The following is a 25,491-nucleotide window of genomic DNA, read 5'->3' as shown; positions in this document are numbered from 1 at the left end:
AATGTTTTTTCTGTTAATTAAAAAGAGAGTGCTGATTTAATCAGCACTAAATGTATACTATCCATTTTTTAAAAAGTGATTTAAAGCTATTTCCTTGAAATACATTTATGCATTTTGTTTACTAAGATCTCGCTGTGCGCCCATATAGCTTCCAATTATATTTTGATAGCCTGGAAGATTGCTAGCAAGCAAATTGCCAAAACCTTCGACATCGTTGCGCCAATCGCGTTGTAATTCGCAAGCTACGCTAAACCAGTTCATAAGTTGCACACCACTATGTGCCATACGAGTATTTGCAGCATCTGCAACTTGTTTATTGAAAGTACCTGAAGCATCAGTAACAGCAAATACTTCATATCCAGCTTTTATAGCGGAAAGTGCAGGGAAAGCAACACAAACGTCCGTAACTACGCCGGCGATGATAATTTGCTTTTTTCCAGTTTCTTCGATTGCTTTTACAAAATCATCATTATCCCATGCGTTAATTTGTCCAGGTCGAGCTATTTTTGGTGCATGAGGAAAGAGATCAACCAATTCTTGCATTAAAGGTCCGTTAGGTCCGTTTTCAAAACTTGTTGTTAAAATAACTGGTAAATCAAAAAACTTAGCAGTATGAGCAAGAGCTAAAACATTGTTCTTGAATTCATCAACACCATAGTCACGTACTAGTCCGGACATAAGACCAGTTTGATGATCTACTAAAAGCACGACAGCATCATCTTTGTTAATACGAGAATAGAGATCAGTCATTATGTATTCCTCCTAAAAATTAAGTAATCGAAGAAAGTTTAAATAGTCGAATACTATCATAAGTTTCTTCGTTTATAACTAAGCTGACCAATAATATTGGTTATAGCAGCATTCACAGAACATGAAGTGCTATACAAATTTATAGTATTTGAAAACTGATTCATTAATCAATTCTAAATTATCTATAATTTGTATAGGTCGTAACTATAGTTGTTTTCACTATAAAATAGATTGGTTTTACCTATACATCCTATAGATAGAACAATATTGATAGTCACCTATTTTTGTTATTACAATTGAATATGAGTAATGTTCAGTAATTATTTTATGATGAAAAAGGTATTAGAGGGGGGATTGTTCCAAACGGAGAAAAAATGCATTGGAACAATAGAGTTTCATACTTAGAGTTCACAACATAAACGTGCATGAATAGCTTATGAGATTCATCCGAATTATTGAAGAAAAGGATACATATTAAAGGAGGTAGGAGAATGGCAAAAATTACTGTAGGAACCGAAAATCAAGCACCAATTGAGATATATTATGAGGATCATGGTATAGGAAAACCAGTTGTACTCATTCATGGTTGGCCGTTAAGTGGTCGATCTTGGGAATATCAAGTTCCCGCTCTTGTTGAGGCTGGATACAGAGTTATAACATATGATCGTCGAGGCTTTGGAAAATCATCTCAGCCGTGGGAAGGGTATGAATATGATACCTTTACTTCTGATTTACATCAACTATTAGAACATTTAGAGCTTCAAAATGTCACACTTGTTGGTTTTTCTATGGGGGGAGGCGAAGTAGCCCGGTATATTGGGAAATATGGAACCCATAGAATAGAGAAGGCTGTATTTGCCGGAGCTGTACCACCATTCCTTTACAAGTCAGCAGATCATCCTGAGGGTGTATTAGATGATGTAGCAATTCAAGGATTTGAAAATGGAGTGAAAAGTGATCGCATAGCATTCCTTGATGAGTTTACGAAAGGTTTTTTTGCTGCTGGAGATCGAACTGACTTAGTTAGTGAACCATTTCGACTTTACAATAGGGATATCGCTGCGGGTGCATCACCTAAAGGAACATTAGATTGTATCGCTGCTTTCAGCAAAACAGACTTCAGAAGCGATTTAGCCAAGATTAATATACCTACCCTTGTCATTCATGGTGATTCAGATGCAACTGTACCATATGAATATAGTGGGAAATTAACACATGAAGCAATTCCTAATTCTAAAGTAGCATTAATAAAGGGTGGTCCACATGGGCTCAATGCAACGCATGCTAAAGAATTTAATGAAGCACTCCTATCATTTTTAAAGGACTGATTACAACTATATAATTGTTAATTGAGACATTATAAATAAGTTAAAATAAAGCTTTATAAAAGATGCTCTTGGATAAATCCAGGAGCATCTTTTTAAATATTGATATTGAGATGTTAGGTTAATAAATCGCCATTAGTTTTGGATTGAATATTCTTCTTAACAGCTAAAATGTATTGATTAGAGTTTTTTAGATTTCTTAGAAGTATTGTTATATTACTATCAAGATAATATTTCTTCCTCAAAACAAAGAAATATACATTTTTTTGAGGAAAAAATATCTTGTCAGAAAACAATAAAATCTTATTAATTTTTATAATTGGTAGAATTTTTATGGAAATAATTCTCTTAATATATTAAAATAACATCGTATTATGTCAGATTTTAATTAGGGGAGAGAAATTTTATGTTGAAAAAAATCATTCCAGTTGCTTTAGCATTAAGTACAGTTACTTTTACTAGTGTATTTGCTGCGCCTTCAATCCAAGCGAGTACAGAACCAAACCGCTACATAGATGTGCAAATGCTCGGTATTAACGATTTTCATGGGCAACTAGACACTGTAAAAAAAATTAACAATAAAGATGCAGGGGGAATTGAGTACTTAGGGGCTTATTTACGTGATCGTGAAAAACAAAATCCGAATACATTAAAGGTACATGCTGGCGATGTTGTTGGAGCAAGTACTCCTGTTTCAGCATTATTACAAGACGAACCTACAATTGAATTTCTAAATGATTTGAAATTCGATGTTGGAACGATAGGAAATCATGAATTTGATGAAGGTGTTGCGGAAATGAACCGCCTTATTTATGGTGGATATCATGAGAAAACAGGGAATTTTAAAGGAGCAAAATTCCCATATGTTGCTGCAAATTTCTATAATAAATCCACCGGTCGTTTATTTTTACCACCATTCACTATAAAAAAGGTACAAGGAGTTCCTGTTGGATTTATCGGAGTTGTAACAACGGATGTTCCTAACCTTGTTATGCCTACTATGCTAAAGAATGTGGAAATTACAGATGAAGTTGAAGCTATTAACAAATCCGTAAAGCAATTAAAAAAACTAGGCGTTAAATCTATCGTTGTTCTTGCACATAACGGAGGTACAACAGATGGGAACGGCGTAACAAATGGTGATATCGTCCGATTAGTAAATGAGACTGATCCAGAAGTCGATGTTATTTTTGGTGGGCATAGCCACACGTATGTAAATGGAACTGTTAATAATAAACTTGTCGTACAAGCAAATTCATATGGTATGGCTTTTGCTGATGTTGATGTAAAGATTGACCGTAAGACACAAGATATTGTTGAGAAAAAAGCAGAAATTGTTACAACTTACCATGAAGGCATGGAGCCTGATAAAAAAATAAAGAAGAAGATGGAGAAATATCAAGCAAAAATCGCACCTCTTGTTAATGAAGTTGTAGGTAAGTCTATTGCTCCACTAGATCGCAAACTCAATACGGCTGGTGAATCTACTCTCGGAAATTTGGTTGCTGATGCCCAGCGTGCAACAATGCAATCCCAAATTGCACTTATGAATCCTGGTGGTATTCGTAATGACTTAGATGCTGGTGATATTACATGGGGAGAGATATATGGTATTCAACCATTCGGAAATCAATTAATAAAAGTAAATTTAACAGGTCAAGACATTCGTGATATTTTAAATCAACAATGGCAAAAAGACATAACAAGAATGCTTCAAATTTCAGGGATCCAATACACTTGGGATGCGAACAAGCCTAATGGAGAAAAAGTAACAAGTATTCGCTTAACAAATGGAGAAGAAATTATTCCTTCTAAAACTTACAGCGTCGTTGCTAACGCATTTCTAGCTTCAGGTGGAGATGGATTTGTATCTTTTAAAAACGGTAAAGATGCTGAAACAGGACCAACTGATTTTGAAGCATTAGTAGATTATATAAAAAAATCAAAAGAACCAATTCAGTCTATTATTGATGGAAGAATTCAAAAAATAAATTAGGTTTTTATTAATCTCAAAAAAAAATAGATTACCTATACTTTTTATTGTACAGGTAATCTATTTTTTGTGGGTTTGAAATAAAGTCTTACTGTGGCCAATTAATAGTGACGGTGAATTTGGCCCCTATGGAACATTAAAATTGGATGATCCAAACAGTTATAACTACATTTTTGGACAGGTCAAAAAAGATCAATTTTTTATTGATTTACGTAAGGCGAACGGCGTGACAAAAACTTGGTTACACGAACAACATCCAATTTTCGCTGGAATAACTACCGAAGGGCCTGATATACCAAAAACTGTTGATATATCATTAGGTAAAGCGTTTGATATACTTGTTCAAATTCAAAAAGTGAGTCCATCTCAAGTACATCAATAAATTTAGAATAATATGCCTTAATGACAAATTTCATAGTGTTTCATATAACACAATGAAATTTGTTTTATATAGCAAGAAGAATAATCGCATTAGAAAAAATTAGCAGTTTAACCTGTTAAGAGTAAAACGAATCTTCAATATGTAAAGCGCAAAAACACTGAAGCGAAAAGCATCGGTGTTTTTTGCGCTTTCGGGCACAGATGCTACTTCAACCCTAGTGTACAAGTGATTTTGTATGTAAGGAATTTGTAAGGAATAGGTAAGAAAAAAGAGATTTTCATTGTGTAGGATAAAAATATAAGGAGTCGTGAAGGGGGGATAAGTACGGCCTATATATAACAATCAGTAACAAGAGTGTTTTGTGAAAATAATGAGTACAATGATTGCAAATGCATTGTTGCCTTTTCATCATTGGGAGAATGGATAGCTGTGTGGTTCGTATATGACACTGCTATCAACTATCTATACAATTTTAATAGAAGAGAGGAATTCTTTATGAAAACACGCAGTAAAATTACATGTGCAAGTCTAGCACTTTTAATAGCTGGAAGTTCCCTGTTATACATAACACCAACATCAATTGTAAAAGCAGAACCTACGCAAAATGTATCTAGTTCGTTACAAACAAGTACGAAAAGCGATCGTACTTCCGTTAAGAAAGCAATGCGAGATGAACTGCAACTTGGATACCCGGGAATACTCGCTCAAATTTCTAAGGGGGGTAAAACTTGGAGTTATAGTGCTGGGATAGCGGATTTGAGAACTAAGAAACCAATGAAAGCAGATTTTCGCTTTCGCATTGGCAGTGTGACGAAAACGTTCATTGCAACAGTTCTACTTCAATTATCTGGAGAGAACCGTTTGAATCTAGACGACTCAATTGAAAAATGGTTACCTGGTGTGATTCAAGGAAACGGATATGATGGTAACCAGATTACTATCCGGCAAATATTGAATCATACAAGTGGTATTGCTGACTATATAAATTCAAAAGACTTTGATATTACGGATATAAAAAAATCGTATACGGCTGAAGAATTTGTAAAGATGGGGATTTCACTTCCCCCAGACTTTGCCCCAGGAAAGGGTTGGTCTTATTCAAACACAGGATACGTATTACTGGGGATCCTTATTGAAAAAGTAACTGGCAACAGTTATGCTGAAGAGGTTGAAAATCGGATTATTGAACCGCTTGATTTGTCAAATACATTCCTACCTGGCAATTCAAGCGTGATTCCAGGGACTAAGCATGCCCGTGGCTATTTGCAACTAGACGGAGCGAGTGAGCTAAAAGACGTTACTTATATTAACCCAGGTAGCTCGGATGGAGATATGATTTCTACTGCTGACGACTTAAGCAAATTCTTCTCTTACTTACTAGGTGGCAAATTACTGAAGGAACAGCAGTTAAAACAAATGCTTACTACAGTTCCTACAAATAGAGAGGGAACCGGATATGGTCTTGGAATCCTTGAAATTAAGCTTCCGAACGGTGTCTCGGTATGGGGACACAGGGGGGCCGTTCCAGGGTTTTCCACTTTTGTTGGTGGAACACTTGGAGGTAAACATATACTCGCTATCAATTCGAACAGTTTAAACATTAATAACCCGGAATTTTTTAAAAACATTTTACTTGCTGAATTTAGCAAGTAGGAAAAACGGATAAATTTTGTCATTTGTAATTTCCATCGGAATGGATTACCGCTTGAAATGAGTATAGAGGGATTAAGTATCTAGAAACAATCAAGCCAATCATGAAGGATGGCTAAGTAAAAGGATTTGTTTATACATTGGCCAATTAAAAGAGCAACACATATAATGAGTGATTATGTATATAGTATTGCATTTGTGTTGGTATCGTCACGGATTGTAAATTTGTATAAGGTGCGAAGTCTAATTTAAGACTTCGCACTTTTGCTGTTTAACAGCTTTTATTACGAAGCTATTAACAATAGAAAAAGGAGAATGTAACTAGTTATGTGGATACTACTGTATGATTGGTGCAACAAATTGTGACTCTAACGTATTTGAAAGGTTTGATAAATTCACCGTTTATCGTCCTGACATTGATATTAAAAAGGCATTTAGTGGTACTGCAAGACATCTTGCTTTTGGATCAAGTATCTATAATTGTGTAGGAGCAGCATTTGCAAAATTAGAAATTGAAATAGATTCAACGATCAAAGATAATATTAGCGGAAAAAAATTGAGGGACATTAAAGATTTTGTGAAGAGGACTTCAAAAATGAAATAACATTGTAATAAGTTATATTTCTATTATTAATTGAAAGTTATTACCCTATAAATTCAGTCATTTATTATATAACTGAGTGCATAAAAAATGAACCGAACTCTATTAAATAACGTAAAAGCTAAAAGGTTTTCGCTTTGGGAACATCTCAAAATATTAAATTGATGGTAACTTTGTTGTAGCTCTTTAAACATACCTATATTAAAACCCAAATTTCTCAATTTAATGCTGAGAAATTTGGGTTTTTCTAAAGGAATCAATTTTTTAAAAAATTTTTAGAAATTTAAAGATAAAGTATTGTATACATGTAAGTATGATTAAAAATGAAAAGTTGTAAATGCTAAATTTAATTAAATATGCCTTACTCTCTTTAACATTGGCCTGAATGAATAGTTTATAGGAGATTACACTGGCTAAAGATGCGATAATTGTTCCAAGCCCTCCAATATTTACTCCTAGTAATAAAGCTTTCCAATCAGAAGTAAAGTTTGATAGAAGAATTGAAGTAGGAAAATTGCTAATCAATTGACTCAAAAATATGGAACTAAAGAAGACTGAAGTATCTCCTCTTAAATTAGCGCGAGCAAATGTCCCCAGTGCATCGGAATGGGAAATGTTTCCGATAAAAATAAAAAAACAGACAAAGGTTATTAGAAGAAAGTAATCGATCTTAAATAGTAAGTTTCTATCTAACGTAAATGCTGCTATCAGTGTGACTATTAGCGCGATGTAATAATTAATAACACCAAAAATAGATGCAATGATAGTAATAAGTATCAAAATCCAGACGGTAGCTTTTTTTCGATTTTTCACGGTAATAACAGGTAGTTCTATTTTCAAATCTGTTTTTTGAAGTTTTTGAGTAAATATAAATAATAAACTAATTCCAAGTACAGCTAAAAGCAGAATTGAACCTAAAAATGGGATGAGCTTAATTCCATAGTAAGAATATAGGTATAAATTTTGTGGGTTTCCCATAGGCATCAAGCTACTACCGATGTTTGCTGCAATTGTCTGCAGGATGATTGTCTCCATCATGTTCATTTGTGTTTTTTTACTAATGACAAGTGTTATTGGTACAAAAGTGAGGAGAGCAACATCATTTGTTACAAACATGGAGCAAATAAAGCATAACAAAATTAGAATAATAGATATTGACCTGCTGTTATTGCATTTATTTAAAATCGCAACGGCAAGTTTGTCTAATATCTTTAGCTGTTCCAAGGCCTTAATGGCTACCATCAGATTAAATAAGCTAATTAACACTTCAAAGTTAATATATTCGATCTTTGGCGAATGTATTAAGCAGCTTACAATTGCTAGTATCAGTGAAATGGTAAGTACTAAATCCTTTTTTAAAAATTCGAATTTCATAAGGAGTCTTTTTTTATTTTGAACGAATACTATTTCTTTCACAATACACCACCTGTAATCTATGTTAGTAAATATACGTTTTTTGGGATAACTCGATATTGCTAGAAAAGAGGATGTCATAAGGTCCTAAATAAGAGTTTTGTAATGTTTCATCCCTTCAACAAAATCTTTTTTTCTTAGTGTCTTTCCTGTTGTAAATATGTGCAATATAGACGAATCCAACTAGGGGGATTAATTGAGAAAACAAATGTTTTTTGTATGATAACATAAATAAATTAAATGTTTTATTTTTTTAATATTCTTATAATATTCCATTGATTCTTGATTTCAAATACTTTATATGAACTTCTAAAAGAGAAAAAATATGCATGTTTTTATGAAGAAAATAGAGGCTTGTCAGAGGTTAGGTAGAACAGCATCCGCGACGTTTGGATACTGTATAAAATTCACAAAATCTCACTGTTTTTTTAGATGAAAAATCTTAAAATATTTTTTTGTTTTTATAAAAATCTGTACTTTTTCGTAACATTCTGTACTTTTAATTATAAATTAAAGACAAGCTTCTCTTAGTTGAAGATTGAAAGCGCTTCATAGTTTTTCTATAAATTTTTTATCTAGCCTATTTTTGAGATTAGTAGTGAGAAAGGAGATATTTCCATGTTCTTGAGAAAATTAACAAATAACCAGTTAATCACTATTGATTTTATGATTTAAATCACCGGTAAACGAAACAAACATAATAGTACAACAATGTTAGTGGATAAAAATATTAGTTTGCAGAAAGGGGTAGAGCATCCGTTTGTATAAGCGTTAAGTACTTCAAAATTTCAGTTTTACGGTTACATGTTGTGCTGTTTGCTTAAACAGGCCAATCCGATTAATATAGAAAATTTTTATCCTTGTTGTATTTGAATATGAAAGAGGTATTTATACCAGGAAATATAGGTGATTTTATATAAATTATAATATATAAACTTTGGCATGGAGTGATGATATGGAAAGGTTTTTTGTAGAGTTAGTCGGATCAACAAATGATTTTTTATGGTCTAAATTGTTAATTATTATGCTTGTTATTTGCGGAATTTATTTTACATTTAAATTGAATTTTGTACAGTTTCGAATGTTAAAAGAGATGGTCCGTGTATTAATGGAGGGGAAAAGTGGTTCTAAAGATCAAATCTCTCCTTTTCAAGCGTTTTGTATTGGTATGGCAGCCCGCGTTGGGACAGGGAATATTACAGGAATTGCGATTGCAATTGCATTAGGTGGTCCTGGAGCTGTATTTTGGATGTGGATTATTTCTATTATTAGCTCGGCATCTAGTTTTGTCGAAAGCACATTAGCACAGATATATAAAGTAAAAGATAAAACTGGTTTCCGCGGTGGTCCATCCTATTATATGGAAAAAGGGTTGAATAAACGTTGGATGGGAGTATTATTCTCTATTTTAATCACAATTACTTTTGGACTTGTATTCAATTCAGTACAATCAAATACAGTTACAATTGCTTTTCAAAACTCATTTGGTACAGATCGTCTAACAGTTGGGATAATCATGGCCATTGCTTTCGCTGCGATTATTTTTGGTGGTGTACAACGTATTGCAAAAATGGCTGAATACAAGGTGGTATTTTTAGCGGTATTATACATTGGAGTTGCATTATTTGTTGTAGTTACCAACATATCAAAAATGCCGGAAGTTCTTTCTCTTATTGTTCAAAACGCATTTGGTTTTAAACAAATAGCAGGCGGTTCAATTGGTGCAGCACTTATGAATGGAGTTAAACGCGGTTTATTCTCAAATGAAGCTGGTATGGGAAGTGCACCAAACGTTGCTGCAACAGCAACAACAAGTCATCCGGTGAAACAAGGACTGATTCAAGCATTTGGTGTATTAACGGATACACTAATCATTTGTACTAGCACCGCCTTTATTATTTTGCTGTCTGATGCATATAAACAACCGGGGTTAAATGGTATTGCACTTACACAAGCAGCATTAAGTGAACACATAGGCCCTTGGGCATCGGGTTGTCTTGCTATCTTTGTTTTTTTATTTGGATTTGGTGCGTTAATTGGCAACTATTATTATGGTGAAACAAACATTCGCTTCTTACATACAAGTAAAGTGTGGTTAATGATATACAGAATAAGTGTGTTGGCTATGATTGTATTTGGTTCTGTTGCAAAGATTCAAATTGTATGGGATTTAGCGGACTTATTTATGGGCTTTATGGTTATTATTAATTTAATTGCTATTACCTTACTTTCAAAAGTAGCATTTGCGGCGTTACAAGATTATATAAACCAGAAAAAAGCTGGTAAAGATCCTATTTTTTATAAAGAAAACATTAAAGGACTTGAAAATATTGAATGTTGGGATAGTTATGAGAAAACTTCAAAAAAGAAAAGTGTGTAATAAGAAGGATATTCAGACTGCAATATGTCTGAATATTTTTCTTGGTTCTAGTGCAAATATTATTGATTATAGTAAAGAAAAAATCATTCTATATAAAGTTAATAGTACGGGGGAATATTATTAAATGATAAAGGATTCTAGCGTTCAAGTTGAGGGGCAAGAAAAAGTTTGCTTAGATCAATGGGTAGCTCATTATCGAGCGTATGCAGCTAAGGGACGAAGCGCCAGTTATATTCCCGCTCTGGGGGAAATAAATGTATCGCAGTTAGGTATTTGTATAGTAAAGCCAGATGGAACAATGATAAAATCAGGAGATTGGGAGATACCTTTCACATTACAAAGTATATCAAAAGTAATCGGTTTTATAGCCGCTTGTTTAAGTCGCGGTATTTCTTATGTATTAGAACGAGTTGACGTAGAGCCAACTGGAGATGCCTTTAATTCAATTATTCGTTTAGAGATACATAAACCAGGAAAACCTTTTAATCCTATGATCAATGCTGGAGCGATTACGATAGCTTCACTTTTGCCAGGGACATCGGTGCAAGAAAAATTAGAATCTCTATACGTATTAATTGAAAAAATGATAGAGAAGCGTCCCGCTATTAATGAAATAGTATTTCAATCAGAATGGGAAACGGCTCATCGTAATAGAGCATTAGCATACTATTTAAAGGAGAATGGTTTTCTAGAATCAGATGTGGAGGAGACACTAGAGGTTTACTTAAAACAATGTTCGATTGAAATAAATACAGAAGATATTGCCTTAATAGGGCTTATACTAGCACATGATGGATATCATCCTATTCGCAAAGAACAAGTGCTCCCTAAAGAAGTAGCTAGGTTAACAAAAGCTTTAATGCTTACTTGTGGAATGTACAACGCTTCTGGAAAATTTGCTGCTTTCATTGGATTACCAGCTAAGAGTGGGGTATCCGGCGGAATTATGACACTTGTTCCCTCAAAATCTAGGAAGGATTTATCGTTTCAAGATGGATGTGGTATTGGTATTTACGGACCAGCCATTGATGAGTATGGGAATAGTTTACCAGGAATTATGTTGTTAGAACATATTGCAAAAGAATGGGATTTAAGTATATTTTAAAAAGGAGCACAGATATTTTGGTGTTAGAGCGAGTCCAAAAGTGTTCAGACCTTATATTGTGTCTGAACATTTTTGAGTTATAAAGTATCTTTCTAAAGTAGAAGAGTGTAATGAATACTCACAATCTATAATGCTTTCGTTTATAACTTATTTATCAGTTTTTGAAAAAAATAGAGTAAGTATTGTATTAATGCAAATAGGTTTGTATACTGACTGTTAGGCGAAAGTGAGAAGTGATTATTTTGAATCTTAGTAATTTAGTAAAAAAAGACATCTATATTCTCGTTTTAATGATACTTACAGTACCCTTAGTAGGTGAAATAAAGTCATTTCCCTTAAATGAAACATTTAGAATGAGCTTTGGTGCACCAACATTTTTCTTTTTTTTATTATTGTTTCGACGATTTCCAGCATTTTTACCGGGTTTTTTAACAGCGATAGTCGTGGTAGTATTTCGTATCTCAATGGATGTCATTATAAAGGAAAATATGGATTGGCTAGCCGCTTTTCATACTCACTATCCTAGTTTTTTCTTTTATTTTACTTATTCGTATCTCTTTCATTTAGCAAAAATCAAACGTTTTTATCATCAACCACTAATGATTGGTTTTATTGGTTGCATGATTGAAATACTGTCAGACTGTGTGGAATTAATGATTCAATATTTCGTATTAAAAACATCGATCACATCCGAGGCAATAAATGAGATCATTGTTATCGCATGTTCCCATAGTTTTATAGTTCTAAGCTTTTTCAATATGATGAAATTGTATGAAGCACAATCAAGGGAGCGACATATAAAGAAACAAAATGAACATATGCTCATGCTCATCTCTAATTTATATGAAGATGCTGTTCATTTAAAAAAAACATTACAAGATGCTGAGAATATAACAAAAAAATCCTATGATTTATATAAAACTTTAGACTCTTTTGAGCATAAACAGATGGATTTTCAGTTTGAGGATTTAAGGCAACAGGCATTACAAATTGCTGGTGAGGTCCATGACGTTAAAAAGGATAACCAACGTATTTTTGCGGGACTTTCAAAACTAATTTCTGATGAAAGTTTTACAGATTATATGTCTGTACATGAACTAGTAAATATCATTATACGGGCAAATACGAAATATGCACAGTTGTTAGAGAAAGATATCCAATTTGTGTATAAAATTGATGGTGTGCATCCTCATTATCATATTTATACAATCTTATCTATTATAAATAATATCGTTACAAACGCTGTAGAAGCTATCCAAGGTATGGGAACCATCACAATTGACATTAATAAAGACCACCATTTTGTTGAATTTCAAATAGGCGATAATGGTCCTGGTATTTCTTCAAAATATAAAGATTCAATTTTTGAGCCTGGGTTTACTTCTAAATATGATGATTTAGGCAATCCATCGACAGGTATCGGATTATCGTATGTTAAAGAAATGGTCGCACAACTTGAAGGTGATGTTACGCTTGGGGACAGAACCGAAGGAAAAGGATCAATTTTTATAATTAGATTAGGGATTGATCATATAATTTCGAAAGGGTGATTCTATGTATTTTTATATAGTAGATGATGAAAAAGCGGTTCGCTCAATGTTGGCTCAAATTATCGAGGATGAAGATCTTGGGGAGGTTATAGGAGAAGCTGAGGATGGTTTATCTTTAGAGCAACAAATGGTAATCCTTAAAAATATAGACATTTTATTTATCGATTTGTTAATGCCGAATCAAGATGGAATAAAAACAATTCGTCAAATAAAGCCTTCGTTTAAAGGGAAAATCATCATGGTCTCTCAAGTAGAATCAAAAGAATTAATTGCTGAAGCTTATTCGCTTGGTGTTGAATACTATATTATTAAGCCAATTAACCGGATTGAAGTATTAACAGTTGTTCGGAAAGTCATTGAACGAATTCGTTTGGAAAAATCAATAAAAAACATTCAAGAATCGCTTAATATGGTACTAAAATTGGATAGTAATTCAAGTGTGCAAGAAAAATACCGTAATGAAAAACATTTAAATACTTTCAATCATTTTCAAAATTCCATTCATTTTCTTTTGTCTGAATTAGGAATAGCCAGTGAAAGTGGAAGTAAAGATTTAATGGATATGCTAGATTATTTATATAAATATGAACAAGATAACACGTTGGAACAAGGCTTTCCCTCACTAAAAGAGATTTTTATGAATTTGGCTCAAAAAAAACTTGGGGATTCAGCTGAAGATGCCGAATTAAAAAGGTTCATAGAAGCTTCCAAACAACGGATTCGGAGAGCTATTTATCAATCATTAAACCATTTAGCATCCCTTGGACTTACTGATTTTTTAAACCCGAAGTTCGAAAATTATGCTTCTAGATTTTTTGATTTTACTACCGTAAGGAGAAAGATGACAGAATTGAATAATGAACCAACATTACCTGCTCGTATTGATACGAAAAAATTTATTCAAGTTCTTTATTTTGAAGCAAAACGAATACACCTGGAGTTAAGATGATAAACTCTTGCTAATTATTATTTTCAATTGCTAGATTGATAATTGTTTTCATGTTATTTGTTTTATATAGTTTTTCTAAGAGAGTATTTTCCTTTATTTCATATTGATTTTAAAATCAGAAAATTCCGTATCGATTTGGTAGAAGTGTATGAACTTAGAACAAAAGAATATGTATTTTTTATTTTTTTAAACATTAATATTCATTAAAAAAAACGAGTATTTTCACAATAAAATATAAATACATAGTAAGTTGAATTTAAAAAAAGATGCTATCTTCTAGCATCTTTTTTTCTTTAAGAGGAAATATCATTGATCCTTATATTATTTGAAATTCAAATGCGGGCATATAAATAACGGAAAAGGAGATAATATTTAACAAATTATAATTGGAAATGGTATTTTAGGTCAGAAATGTTTTTATACTAATTAGGTTATTGGTACTAAATAAGCATAAAGTATCGCTTTTCTGCTCTTTAATCTTATCGTTATTTTTTATTAAGTACATATCGTTTTTTAGAAATCTCAATCCTAGCAGAGTATATAAATTGGGTGATAAAAATGTGGAACATAATTACTTCTTATCTTCCAGATTGGAAAGTCTTTGTACAAGCTTTTATCTTGTTTTTAATTCCGTATACTATCTCAAGAGTTTTTCATTGGGTTCGTATGTCAGAGAAAGAGTGGGAAGAATGAGTTGGTGGAAGTCAAGAGACAAACAAGTGAAAAAAAATAATATTCAAAGTAAAACGAAACAAGAGCATAAACCTTCTCAAAATGCAATCGTTCATTTCACAAATGATTTTGCCTCTAACTTAGAACTTATAAAGCAACAAATCGGACATAATTCTGATGTTCGCTTTCGGAAGTTTAATATTGGACGCACAGATATTCAGGCTGGGATCGTTTTTGTTGATGGCCTATCAGATAAAGAGATAATTGACAAACATATTATGAAATTACTAATGGATGATTTTTCTGATGAATATAAAAATGAAACTTCTTATGTGGAGGGGACTGTTTCAAAAGAATATATTAAAAATAAAGTTCTTACAATTAGTGAAGTAGCAGAAGTCCATTACATAAAAGATTTAATACCCAAAGTATTGATAGGTTCAACAGTTCTTTTAATTGATGGTTTAGCAGATGTGTTTATTCTTGGTACAACAAAAGCAAATAAACGAAACATTGAAGAACCAGTATCGGAGGCATTAGTCAGAGGGCCACGGGTCGGTTTTACTGAAGTATTAAGTGATAATACCTCACTTTTGCGACGACATTGTGCGGATGAGAGCTTATCATTAGTAAAGCTACCAGTAGGAGAACGTGCAAAGAAAGAGTTAGTTGTCGCATTTATTAGAGATCTTGCTAGTACAGAATTGGTGGATGAAGTAAAAAACAGAATTCAGAAAATTGACATAGACAGTGTACTCGAATCTGGTTATATAGAGCAACTCATTGAAGATAATTATCTAAGTCCTTTTCCACAGATTCAAAATACAGAACGACCTGATCGTGTTATTAGTGCTTTAATGGAAGGTCGAGTAGCTATTTTGTTAGATGGAACACCATTTGTTTTAATTGCTCCAGTTACATTTAGTATGCTGCTGCAATCACCAGAAGATTATTATGAAAGGTGGCTTCCTGGTACGCTTCTCCGCTTATTACGCTTCATGACAGCTTTTGTTTCATTATTTGCTCCAGCACTGTATATTTCTTTTATTTCATTTCATCCAGGATTAATTCCCACTAAGCTCGCTATTTCTATTATCGGATCGCGAGAAGGAGTTCCTTTTCCCGCTTTAATAGAAGCGTTAATTATGGAAGTAGCTATCGAAGTTTTGCGAGAAGCAGGTTTACGTCTGCCTAAACCGATTGGACCTGCAATGGGAATTGTGGGCGGTTTAATAATTGGTCAAGCTGCCGTAGAAGCAGGAATTGTTAGTCCAATAATGGTTATCGTTGTTGCGGTAACAGCTATTTCTTCTTTTACTATTCCACAATATAGTGTAGGAATTACGTTACGCATTCTTCGTTTTGTAGCTATGTTTTGTGCTGCGATATTTGGTTTGTATGGAGTTATTCTCTTCTTTCTTTTACTTTGCAGTCATTTAGTGAAACTGAAAAGTTTTGGCGTTCCTTATACCAGTCCTGCTGTTCCATATCGATTCAGTGACTGGAAAGATTTTATGGTTCGCATGCCATTAAAAATAATGAGACGTCGACCAAAAATAATGCATACCCAAAAAAATATCCGCAAAAGGTAGCTGATGACGAAAGGAAGTGGCCTTCAGTGATTACTAAACTTAAAGACCGAATAACAACTTCACAGGCAGTTGTTATTATTGTAAATTACATACTTGGGACAGGAATTCTCACTCTGCCTAGAGCATCTGTGGAAAAAGTGAAAACACCAGATGTATGGATAAGTGTGATATTAGGTGGAATACTGGCAATGGTTTCAGGAGTAATTATGGTCAAATTAAGTCAGCAGTTTCCAGAAAAAACATTTTACCAATACAGTCAAGATATTGTAGGGAAATGGATAGGCAGGTTGCTTAGTTTTCTTATTATAGGGTATTTTCTTACAACTTCAGCATTTCAAATTCGTTCAATGGCAGAAGTAATAAGCTTTTTTTTGCTCGAAGGAACCCCCACATGGGCTATTGTTATGCCTTTTATGTGGATAGGTCTCTATTTGATTATGAGTGGTATTAATTCAATTGCACGGATGTTTGAAATAATATTTCCTATTACTGTTTTTATTTTTTTAATCATTTCCTTTATGAGCATCGGAATATTCGAGATAGATAATCTCCGTCCCGTATTAGGTTTGGGAATTAAACCAGTATTAGATGGGATAAAAACAACGTCTCTCGCATATACAGGTCCTGAAATTATGTTAATTCTTTTGGTATTTATGGAACAACGAAATAAAGCAGTAAAAGCTATTTTAGTTGGAATTTCTATTCCGTTAATCTTTTATGTAATAACTGTTGTAATGGTCATTGGTGCATTATCAATTGATGGGGTTGTAACAAGAACATGGCCGACAATTGACCTTATGCGCAGTTTTGAAATTTCTGGATTGATATTTGAACGTTTTGAATCTTTACTGCTTGTAATATGGATTATGCAAATATTTGCTACCTATACGATTAGTTATTATGCAGCTGCATTAGGATTAGCGCAACTCTTTAAAAAGAGTATTCATCCGTTTATTTTTGCTTTGATTCCAATCATTTACATCATTGCTATGACTTCGAAAAATATAAATGACTTGCTTAAATTGGGGGATATGCTCGGTAATGCTGCTTTATTTTTATTTGGTTTACTGCCACTGCTTCTTCTTATTATTACGCGATTAAAAGGAGGAGTAGTGTGAAAAATAAATTTAATTATATGCGGTTCTATTTTGCTTTGTTATGGACGCTTTTGCTTCTGTTTTTAACAGGATGTTGGAGCAGTAAAGAAGTAGAAGAGTTGAGTTTAACTGCAGGTATAGCACTAGATAAAGGGAAGAATTCAACAATTGAGAAAGAAGATGAGGAAGGAGGTTATCCTAAAAGAAATCTTATAACAGCTACTTATCAAATTGTTAGTTCGCAAGCACAAAGTAAAGGAAATGGACAACAAAAACGTTATATTAATGTTTCTGAGACAGGTGATTCCATTCATCAAATTGTTCGTGAGTTTTCATTGAAAAGAGAGAGCACAATGTTCAGCCCACATTTAAAAAACATTGTTATTAGTGATAGTCTTGTACGTACATACAGTTTAGAACAATTACTTGAACAGTATCTCCGTGACAATGAAGTTCGGCTTAGCTGTATGCTCTTAATTAGCAAGGGGCTAGCGAAGGAGGTACTGGAATCAAACAAAAAAGGAGAAATTCCAGCATTTCGTTTGTCTGGAATTGCAGATAATAGAAATAGAACAACAAGGATTTTACCTCCTGTATCGCTCGCTAAATTGGAAGGAAAGATGCGGTCAGGGTCCAGTTTTCTTTTGCAAAATGTAATCTCGATAAAAGGGGAAACAAAATTTGCAGGAGCTGCTGTAATTAAAGGGAAGACAAAAAAGTTGATGGGCTTTTTAAATGAACAGGAATTGGAAGGAGTAGTATGGATAAACGGAAAAAGGAATGGTGGTGTGGTAAAAACTTTTGATAAAGAATCAAAGAAACTCATTATATACGAAATAAAGTCAATAAAAAGCAAAATCATACCACATGTTAACGGAAATAATATTTCCTTTGATGTAAACATTGAATCAGAAGGGCGTTTGTCTGAAAATTGGATGCAATCAGGAAAAGATTTTGAAAATGAATTTTTAAAAAAGGAAGAAAAAGCTATTGAAAAAGAAGTAAAGCACTTAGTACATCATGTTACAAAAAAAATACAAAAAGAATATCAAGTCGATATTGCGGGTTTTGGCAACCAATTAAGAATTAAACACCCGAGAACATGGGAGAAAGTCAAAAAAGATTGGGATCAAACATTTAGTAAAGTACCGATTAAATATCATATAAATGTAACTATACAAGATTATGGAGCGTCAAGTTTAAAACGATGAGATACCTTAATTGAAATTATATTTGAATCAAAACAAAAAGTTATAAAAGTTTTAATTTGAAAATTTTTGTAACTTTTTGTTTTTTTATGTCCTTCTTATTATAGATTAAAGAAATGATTTTATCCCGCTATTTGCCGGGCAGTAAGACTCACACCTCAAAATTCAGCGAAAGCAAAGAAGTTATTAGAGGTATATGTAAGCTCTATATAGGAAGGAGAATTTTGAAATTCTATTGATAAACCAAGTAATTGTAATAGCCCTTATTTAGAATAATAATTTCAAAATCAATAAAATTTAGAGTAGAAGGAGCAAGAGCAAATTATTATGAATAAACAAATAGGTTTTATCGGATGTGGAAACATGGGTATTGCTATGATAGGTGGGATGATTAAAAAAAAATATAGTTTCTCCAGATCAAATAATTTGTTCAGATTTAAATGTCATTAATTTAAAAAATGCTAGTAATGAATATGGCATAACTATAACTACTAACAACAATGAAGTCGCTAACAGCGCTGACATTTTAATTTTATCAATCAAACCAGATTTATACTCATCGGTAATTAACCAAATAAAAGATCAAATAAAAAATGATGTAATCGTTGTAACTATTGCTGCAGGAAAAAGTATTAAGAGCACTGAGAATGAATTTGGTAGAAAGTTGAAAGTTGTTAGAGTAATGCCTAATACACCGGCACTTGTTGGAGAAGGAATGTCTGCGTTATGTTTTAATGAAATGGTTACAGAAAAAGATATAAAAGAGGTACTGAACATATTTAATATTTTCGGCCAGACGGAGGTCATAAATGAAAAACTAATGGATGTTGTTACATCTATTAGTGGTTCTTCTCCAGCATATGTGTATATGTTTATAGAAGCCATGGCAGATGCTGCTGTACTTGGCGGTATGCCGAGAAAACAAGCTTATAAATTTGCGGCTCAGGCTGTATTAGGTTCTGCAAAAATGGTATTGGAAACAGGAATACATCCAGGTGAATTGAAGGATATGGTTTGTTCTCCAGGTGGAACGACGATAGAAGCTGTAGTAACGCTAGAAGAAAAAGGTTTAAGAACAGCTATCATTTCAGCTATGAAACGTTGTACGCAAAAATCTATGGAAATGTCTAGTTTAACTAGTAAGTGAGAAGCGAATTTATATAATATTTCAAATCTATTTAATGTAAAAGAAATATTATGAGGCTAGTTAATAACTAAGTAAATTTATATACAACACTAACGAGAAGAATAAACCTTATTTTAAAGGGGATACAGAAAATATGAGTAATTTACTAAAAAAGAAATCCGTTACACAATTGTTAGAGCATAATCAAAGCAAGACTTTAACGAAAACATTAGGAGCATTTGATTTAATTATGTTAGGGGTAGGCTCGATAGTTGGAACGGGGGTTCTTGTGTTAACTGGATTAGTAGCAGCAAGAGATGCTGGTCCAGCAGTTATTTTTTCATTTGTACTTGCAGCAATTATATGCGGATTTATAGCATTATGTTACGCAGAAATTGCTTCCACACTCCCGGCGTCTGGTAGTGTATATACGTACTCATATGCAACAATTGGTGAGTTTGTTGCTCATCTAGTAGGTTGGTCATTGCTGTTAATATATATTGTGGCAACAGCGGCTGTCGCTGCTGGATGGACAGGCTATTTCCACAATTTAATAAAAGGGTTTGGATTAGAGATACCTAAAGCTCTAGTAACGATCCCTTCACATGGTGGTATTGTGAATCTACCAGCAGTAATCATTACATTGATATTAGCATGGATGTTATCCCGTGGTACGAGGGAAAGTAAACGAATCAATAATATAATGGTATTGATTAAAATTGGTATGATTTTGTTGTTTATTACAGTTGGTATATTCTATGTAAAACCAATGAACTGGATACCAATTGCACCATACGGTTTAAGTGGGGTTTTTACGGGGGGAGCAGCTATTTTATTCGCTTTCACAGGTTTTGATATATTAGCAACTTCAGCAGAAGAAGTAAAAGATCCGAAGCGTAATCTTCCCATCGGTATTATTGCATCATTAATCATATGTACAATTATTTATGTTATCGTATGCCTTGTTATAACAGGAATGGTTTCCTATAAAGAATTAAATGTCCCTGAGGCAATGGCTTATGTAATGGAAGTGGTAGGACAAGAAAAAGTCGCTGGTGCAATTGCTGCAGGTGCTGTAATTGGCCTTATGGCTGTTATTTTTTCCAATATGTATGCAGCAACACGAGTATTCTTTGCAATGAGTCGTGATGGATTGTTACCGAAATCATTTGCGAAAGTTAATAAGAAAACTGGAGCACCCACTTTTATAACTGGATTGGCAGGAATAGGGAGCTCTATAATAGCTGGGTTTATTGATTTGAAAGAATTAGTTAATTTAGTTAATATCGGTAGTTTGGTGACGTTTGCGTTAGTTTGTCTATCAGTTATTATTCTACGTAAATCACACCCAAATTTAAAACGTGGATTTATGGTACCTTTTGTACCTGTATTACCATGCGTTGCAATTGTATGCTGTGTGTTTTTAATGCTAAATTTACCGTTAAGGACATGGGTGTACTTTAGTATTTGGATTACTATTGGGGTAGTAATATATTTCCTTTATTCGATAAAACACAGTAATTTAAATGAGGAAACGATCTCGAAATTACATGATAAAATTGCGAGATAATAACGATAGAAAATTTTATTAATAATCATATTGATAGTTGAGTAACATAGAAACAGTTTTTTGACATTTAGCAAGAGATAAAATAAGAGATGTTAGGGCAGCTAAGTACTTTTTTAGAAACCTTGCTTGTTTTTTACGATTTAAAACTGCTAAGGAGAGAGAAGTATGAGTGAATTGCATTTTATGAGTATAGAAGAATTGGATAATAAATTGAAAAAATCTGACAGTGGTATTTATTTCATTAAAGATTATAATGACAATATTATTTATGTAGGCAAGGCTTTTAGTATAAAAAGTAGAGTATTAGCTCATTTTAATAGTTATTCCAATATTGAGGAATATGTACATTTATTTAATAAAGTAGCGTATCTCATTGAAGATAGTTTGTTAAAACGCTCATTGTTACAAGTTACTTATATGATTAAATATAAACCAGTATTAAACAAAGAAGTACAAAAAGAATTCCCAGAGTTGTATACTCAATACATTAAGCAGACAAATAAAAAATCTATGTTGTTAGAAATTGATGAAGCTAAAGAAAAAGGGGAGGAGTTAAAGAATAAATTAGTAAAATTAGTGGGTGGAAAAACTATGTTTTATGACATAATTTCTCTGTTAAACAATGGATATAACTATCATGTTCTCGCAAAAGTATTGAGCATAGAACTTCAAACTTTAATTATAATAAAAGAACACCGAAATAAATTCCCGATACCACATAATTATAAGAGGACAATAAAACATCAAGATATAATGTATGCTTTATCTGGAAAAAAGAATTTAAGTACTTCAAGGTTAAACACTTAACTTTAAAATAGTAAATTCGTTGCTTTTGTAGCTTTTATTGTTATATTGAAATGTAATGTACATTTGTGTTTCAAATTTAATTGGTGGAATAAGGGGAGGGAAAGGGTTCCTATAAAAATACTGGAAGAAATTAGGTCGCTTATGCATAAATAGCATAAGTAGGCACATGTTATTTATAAATATATTGGAAGTGCAATTATAAATATTCAAAGATACGAAAGTAATACAAAGGAAATTCTTATTTCTGCTACTACAAGTACTATTGAGCAAATAAAGTATGAAATTGCTTTTGAACTAGGAGTCACACTGGGACCTGATACATCACATCATCTGCAAATGGTTCGGATCGGTGGAGAGATTACAAAACGCTTAGTTCGAATGGCTGATAAACAGTTAACAGGTCAATACAGATTACACTAAGAAAATAATCCGTATATATATGGATTATTTTTCCTTTAATTTACAAAAAAATAAATTTCGGAATTGAAAAAACCTCTCAGATTCCTTTGTGATAATCTTTTTTAGTTGTGTTAATGACATAGGTATCTAAAAGTGGTAAATTCGATACGAACGATGTATGAGCTCTTAAAATAGTTTTGGTGTTATTTGTAATTTTAATTCCATAATACTTAAGCTGATATAATATAATGTTTTATGTCTAAATCGATATAAAATAATAATTGTTAAGTGATATTTCTTTTTTTATAGAATAAGTAAAAACTGATACTGTAGTAATTACTGTTTTGAGATCAATTTACTGTGTACCTTAATTATTGAAGTTTTTTGTTGATTAACAACTATTGTGTTTGGAAATTAATAATAAGTTTATCCCGCTATTTGCCGGGCAGTAAGACCCCCACCTCAAAATTCAGCGGAAGCAAAGAAGTTAGGTGGGGGATCAACTGTCTGTAAAAGCCCGATTTGTGTGGGCTAATAATCAGTGGGGGATGAACAAAACCCCCACTGATTAAAGTTTCACTTTATGTGATGCGGTAATAAAACTAGCTATTTTGCTATTCTTAGTATTTGTAAAGTCTATATATTTTTCCCTCTTTTGTGGAAAGTAAAACTAATGTTACGACCAGTAATATAGTGTCATTTTTTGAATATTCCATTCGTTTTTTATTTTTATTTTTAGTTGATGAAAAGACCTTTCTCTCAATTAAATGTTTAATTGAGCACTTGAATTTCCTCCACCTTGTACTTTTCAAAACATAGTGTTTCAAAAATAGCCGTATCGCTTTCCTCTTTTTCCGATTTCACGACTTCTTTATTATCTTTTTCTAAAATTTGGAGCAAAATAGTTTTTCAGTTTCATATTTAAATTAGCAGTATTTATTTTTTGAATTCAATTTGTATAAATGATTGAATTGGAACTTTGACTGTTATTTCTTGCGGTGGTACAGTATCTCCTGTTACTTTCGTTTTATTTGTAATATTTTTCTATCTCGGTCCTCGCATTGACTACCACTGTATTTTGTAGTGCTTCACTGTTTTCTCAAGTTCAATAATTATATCTTGTAGAATTAAGAAAAGAACTTAGCTTATTTCGTTTACTTATCTACTCTGATATTTAGATGCTAACTACAATTAAATAATATATGATTTTTATAAAAAAGATATAGTAATATTTTGTTGTGAATTGTACTAATTTGATATTTTATAGTATTATTTGTCGTGAATTATATCTAACAGAATATATTTTATGGATCTATAAAGGAGAATGTAATGAATACTTCTATCGATATACAACACTTGTGTGATCTTGCACATAAAGCATTTAATGCCCCTGTACATATTTTATCTGCAGACAGAAAAATTTTATATCATTCTACATCTGATAATGTTTGTAGTCCTTTTTATTCTTCAAAAGAAGAACATCTTAGTGATATTTATCAAGAAAACGATCCCTTTAACTTGCCACTTTTCCGAAGTAACAACTATCTTGAAAATTTTGTTCTAATTCATATAGAAAATCATGATGATATTAAAGGGACTATTATAATCGGTCCTACTATACATCCAAAAGATTCAGATGATATGATCATAAAATTTCAGAAAGAATTTAAATCAAATGATAACATTCAAGAAAGACTTGCCTATTATCAGTGTTTATCTGAGATTAAAAAAACTACATTAATTGATATGGGAATTCTATTACATTACATGATTTTCAATGAAAAGTTAGATGTAGATATTGTCTTGGAAAAAAATAAAGTACTAGAGGAAATTCCTAATAAAAATGTGAAACCTGATTTATATATTTTAAAACGTCGACAAAACAAACCTAAAACGCACAATATGTCATTAGTAAATGATTTCTTTTCGACTATTAAAGAAGGGAATAAAAAAAGTTAATACAGTATATGTATGCGGTTTCGCAAGAAGATGTTGAACTTATGCTAATAGAGGATCCGCTCAGGAATCAAAAAAACCTTGGAATTATTGCGATTACCTTAGCCACTCGATATGCAATAGAAGGAAACCTGCCACCAGATATTGCTTTTGCTCATAGTATTTTATATATACAAACCCTGGAACAATTAGATAATGTAGAATCTGTAAAGCGATTGTCAGGGGATGCTTTACGTACTTTTGCAGATCGTGTGAAAGAATACAATGCAAAAAAGTATTCTTACGCGGTTACTACATGTATAAAACATATTAATAAAAATGTTTACGATGGAATATCTCTGAATGAACTTGCTAATCATTTAGAAATTACGCCTACTTATCTGTCTAAACTATTTAAAAAAGAAATGGGAATTACTTTAAGCGAATATATTCAAAGGGAACGAGTGGAAGAAGCAAAGAAATTATTAACACTCACTACTTATTCGTTATCAGATATCTGTGCTTGGCTTAACTTTAATGACCAAAGTTATTTTATAAGAGTTTTCAAAAAAATCACTAGCATGACCCCTAGGCAGTACCGTGAAAAATATACAATAATATAAGTTTGTTACCTACTGTCTCCAATGTAAAGACTTAAACATGGGTGTAAGTATCCCAAAAAATGAAAATTCACTAACCATTATTTTGCTAAAGGAAACAAAAAGATAGAAGGCTGCAAAGTGTTCCAAGGAAGCTTTGTAGCTTTTTTGTAATTTAAAACCTATGTTTATAACGATGATAAGTTTATAGACTAATATCTTCATATTAGATATTTATTAATAATGATATTGGGATATTTCGTGAAAAAATCAATAATATAACATATATTACTAAATATATCTACATTTTATGCAATTATACATAACTAAATAAAGGTAAAAAAGTATAAAAAAACCTATTATATTATTCTATAAGTATTTTTTCTAA

Annotated in this window: 17 protein-coding genes and 3 pseudogenes; 17 read left to right on the top strand and 3 right to left on the bottom strand. The window is 32.4% G+C overall.

What is annotated here, in order from left to right:
• Positions 1 to 105: 105 nt before the first annotated feature.
• On the bottom strand, positions 106 to 750 hold the full coding sequence (gene ycaC / locus BCG9842_RS15370; RefSeq protein WP_000131212.1) for an isochorismate family cysteine hydrolase YcaC: 645 nt from the start codon (positions 748 to 750) through the stop codon (positions 106 to 108).
• A 491-nt stretch (positions 751 to 1,241) separates the two neighbouring features.
• On the opposite strand from ycaC, the gene BCG9842_RS15365 reads away from it, so the two are divergent.
• The 5 genes and pseudogenes from BCG9842_RS15365 to BCG9842_RS15345 all read left to right on the top strand — a co-directional run bounded on the left by BCG9842_RS15365 (position 1,242) and on the right by BCG9842_RS15345 (position 6,704).
• Entirely contained in the window at positions 1,242 to 2,078 is an 837-nt protein-coding gene (locus BCG9842_RS15365; protein ID WP_001074304.1) for an alpha/beta fold hydrolase, read from the top strand.
• Positions 2,079 to 2,481: 403 nt separating this feature from the next.
• A complete protein-coding gene (locus tag BCG9842_RS15360; protein ID WP_000913772.1) occupies positions 2,482 to 4,071 on the top strand; it encodes a bifunctional metallophosphatase/5'-nucleotidase in 1,590 nt (529 codons plus the stop codon).
• 100 nt (positions 4,072 to 4,171) lie between these two features.
• Positions 4,172 to 4,450 (top strand): annotated as a pseudogene (locus BCG9842_RS31025) (erythromycin esterase family protein); the annotation flags it as partial.
• Between the two features lie 429 nt (positions 4,451 to 4,879).
• Positions 4,880 to 6,103, top strand: coding sequence for a serine hydrolase domain-containing protein (locus BCG9842_RS15350; RefSeq protein ID WP_015945838.1), 1,224 nt, complete (start codon positions 4,880 to 4,882; stop codon positions 6,101 to 6,103).
• Between the two features lie 340 nt (positions 6,104 to 6,443).
• Positions 6,444 to 6,704 (top strand): hypothetical protein, encoded by a 261-nt coding sequence (locus tag BCG9842_RS15345; protein WP_000578627.1) that lies wholly within the window; start codon positions 6,444 to 6,446, stop codon positions 6,702 to 6,704.
• Between the two features lie 261 nt (positions 6,705 to 6,965).
• On the opposite strand, the gene BCG9842_RS15340 is transcribed toward BCG9842_RS15345, so the two are convergent.
• Entirely contained in the window at positions 6,966 to 8,117 is a 1,152-nt protein-coding gene (locus BCG9842_RS15340; RefSeq protein WP_000659290.1) for an anion transporter, read from the bottom strand.
• Positions 8,118 to 9,069: 952 nt separating this feature from the next.
• On the opposite strand from BCG9842_RS15340, the gene BCG9842_RS15335 reads away from it, so the two are divergent.
• The 11 genes and pseudogenes from BCG9842_RS15335 to BCG9842_RS29970 all read left to right on the top strand — a co-directional run bounded on the left by BCG9842_RS15335 (position 9,070) and on the right by BCG9842_RS29970 (position 22,590).
• Entirely contained in the window at positions 9,070 to 10,494 is a 1,425-nt protein-coding gene (locus tag BCG9842_RS15335) for an alanine/glycine:cation symporter family protein (protein ID WP_000439283.1), read from the top strand.
• Positions 10,495 to 10,618: 124 nt separating this feature from the next.
• The gene (gene glsA / locus BCG9842_RS15330) at positions 10,619 to 11,599 is read left to right on the top strand and encodes a glutaminase GlsA (protein WP_000588648.1); all 981 of its coding nucleotides are present in this window, start codon (positions 10,619 to 10,621) and stop codon (positions 11,597 to 11,599) included.
• 233 nt (positions 11,600 to 11,832) lie between these two features.
• On the top strand, positions 11,833 to 13,149 hold the full coding sequence (locus tag BCG9842_RS15325) for a sensor histidine kinase (protein WP_000584786.1): 1,317 nt from the start codon (positions 11,833 to 11,835) through the stop codon (positions 13,147 to 13,149).
• Positions 13,150 to 13,153: 4 nt separating this feature from the next.
• Complete coding sequence (locus BCG9842_RS15320; protein ID WP_000274088.1) at positions 13,154 to 14,098, top strand: response regulator; 945 nt, start codon at positions 13,154 to 13,156, stop codon at positions 14,096 to 14,098.
• 689 nt (positions 14,099 to 14,787) lie between these two features.
• A complete protein-coding gene (locus BCG9842_RS15315) occupies positions 14,788 to 16,362 on the top strand; it encodes a spore germination protein (protein ID WP_000119226.1) in 1,575 nt (524 codons plus the stop codon).
• A gap of 26 nt (positions 16,363 to 16,388) precedes the next feature.
• Complete coding sequence (locus BCG9842_RS15310; RefSeq protein ID WP_000628928.1) at positions 16,389 to 17,480, top strand: spore germination protein; 1,092 nt, start codon at positions 16,389 to 16,391, stop codon at positions 17,478 to 17,480.
• Positions 17,477 to 18,670, top strand: coding sequence for a Ger(x)C family spore germination protein (locus BCG9842_RS15305; RefSeq protein ID WP_000790795.1), 1,194 nt, complete (start codon positions 17,477 to 17,479; stop codon positions 18,668 to 18,670). Before BCG9842_RS15310 ends, BCG9842_RS15305 begins: the two co-directional genes overlap by 4 nt.
• A gap of 324 nt (positions 18,671 to 18,994) precedes the next feature.
• Positions 18,995 to 19,814, top strand: a pseudogene (gene proC, locus BCG9842_RS15300) (pyrroline-5-carboxylate reductase).
• Between the two features lie 133 nt (positions 19,815 to 19,947).
• The gene (locus tag BCG9842_RS15295) at positions 19,948 to 21,363 is read left to right on the top strand and encodes an amino acid permease (protein WP_000067446.1); all 1,416 of its coding nucleotides are present in this window, start codon (positions 19,948 to 19,950) and stop codon (positions 21,361 to 21,363) included.
• A gap of 165 nt (positions 21,364 to 21,528) precedes the next feature.
• Positions 21,529 to 22,170: an excinuclease ABC subunit C gene (locus tag BCG9842_RS15290; protein ID WP_001292159.1), complete on the top strand. Its 642-nt coding sequence runs from the start codon at positions 21,529 to 21,531 to the stop codon at positions 22,168 to 22,170.
• 198 nt (positions 22,171 to 22,368) lie between these two features.
• A complete protein-coding gene (locus tag BCG9842_RS29970; RefSeq protein ID WP_079997214.1) occupies positions 22,369 to 22,590 on the top strand; it encodes an alpha/beta-type small acid-soluble spore protein in 222 nt (73 codons plus the stop codon).
• A gap of 750 nt (positions 22,591 to 23,340) precedes the next feature.
• Here the strand turns inward: BCG9842_RS29970 and BCG9842_RS29965 are convergent.
• Entirely contained in the window at positions 23,341 to 23,469 is a 129-nt protein-coding gene (locus BCG9842_RS29965) for a hypothetical protein (protein ID WP_003281887.1), read from the bottom strand.
• A 429-nt stretch (positions 23,470 to 23,898) separates the two neighbouring features.
• Between BCG9842_RS29965 and BCG9842_RS31355 the strand changes: the two are divergent.
• Positions 23,899 to 25,127: pseudogene (locus BCG9842_RS31355) on the top strand (helix-turn-helix domain-containing protein).
• The last annotated feature ends 364 nt before the right edge of the window (positions 25,128 to 25,491 follow it).

Origin of the sequence: Bacillus cereus G9842 (genome assembly GCF_000021305.1) — a bacterium.
GTDB lineage: Bacteria > Bacillota > Bacilli > Bacillales > Bacillaceae_G > Bacillus_A > Bacillus_A thuringiensis_S.
Note: the sequence above shows the minus strand (reverse complement) of the source record. Positions and strands in the feature narration are given on the sequence as shown.

Excerpts from the sequence above, each read along its gene's own strand:
- ycaC (WP_000131212.1), bottom strand. The coding sequence starts at position 750 with ATGACTGATCTCTATTCTCGTATTAACAAAGATGATGCTGTCGTGCTT.
- BCG9842_RS15360 (WP_000913772.1), top strand. The coding sequence starts at position 2,482 with ATGTTGAAAAAAATCATTCCAGTTGCTTTAGCATTAAGTACAGTTACT.
- BCG9842_RS15295 (WP_000067446.1), top strand. The coding sequence starts at position 19,948 with ATGAGTAATTTACTAAAAAAGAAATCCGTTACACAATTGTTAGAGCAT.
- BCG9842_RS15315 (WP_000119226.1), top strand. The coding sequence starts at position 14,788 with ATGAGTTGGTGGAAGTCAAGAGACAAACAAGTGAAAAAAAATAATATT.
- BCG9842_RS15345 (WP_000578627.1), top strand. The coding sequence starts at position 6,444 with ATGATTGGTGCAACAAATTGTGACTCTAACGTATTTGAAAGGTTTGAT.
- glsA (WP_000588648.1), top strand. The coding sequence starts at position 10,619 with ATGATAAAGGATTCTAGCGTTCAAGTTGAGGGGCAAGAAAAAGTTTGC.
- BCG9842_RS15335 (WP_000439283.1), top strand. The coding sequence starts at position 9,070 with ATGGAAAGGTTTTTTGTAGAGTTAGTCGGATCAACAAATGATTTTTTA.
- BCG9842_RS15320 (WP_000274088.1), top strand. The coding sequence starts at position 13,154 with ATGTATTTTTATATAGTAGATGATGAAAAAGCGGTTCGCTCAATGTTG.
- BCG9842_RS15290 (WP_001292159.1), top strand. The coding sequence starts at position 21,529 with ATGAGTGAATTGCATTTTATGAGTATAGAAGAATTGGATAATAAATTG.
- BCG9842_RS15365 (WP_001074304.1), top strand. The coding sequence starts at position 1,242 with ATGGCAAAAATTACTGTAGGAACCGAAAATCAAGCACCAATTGAGATA.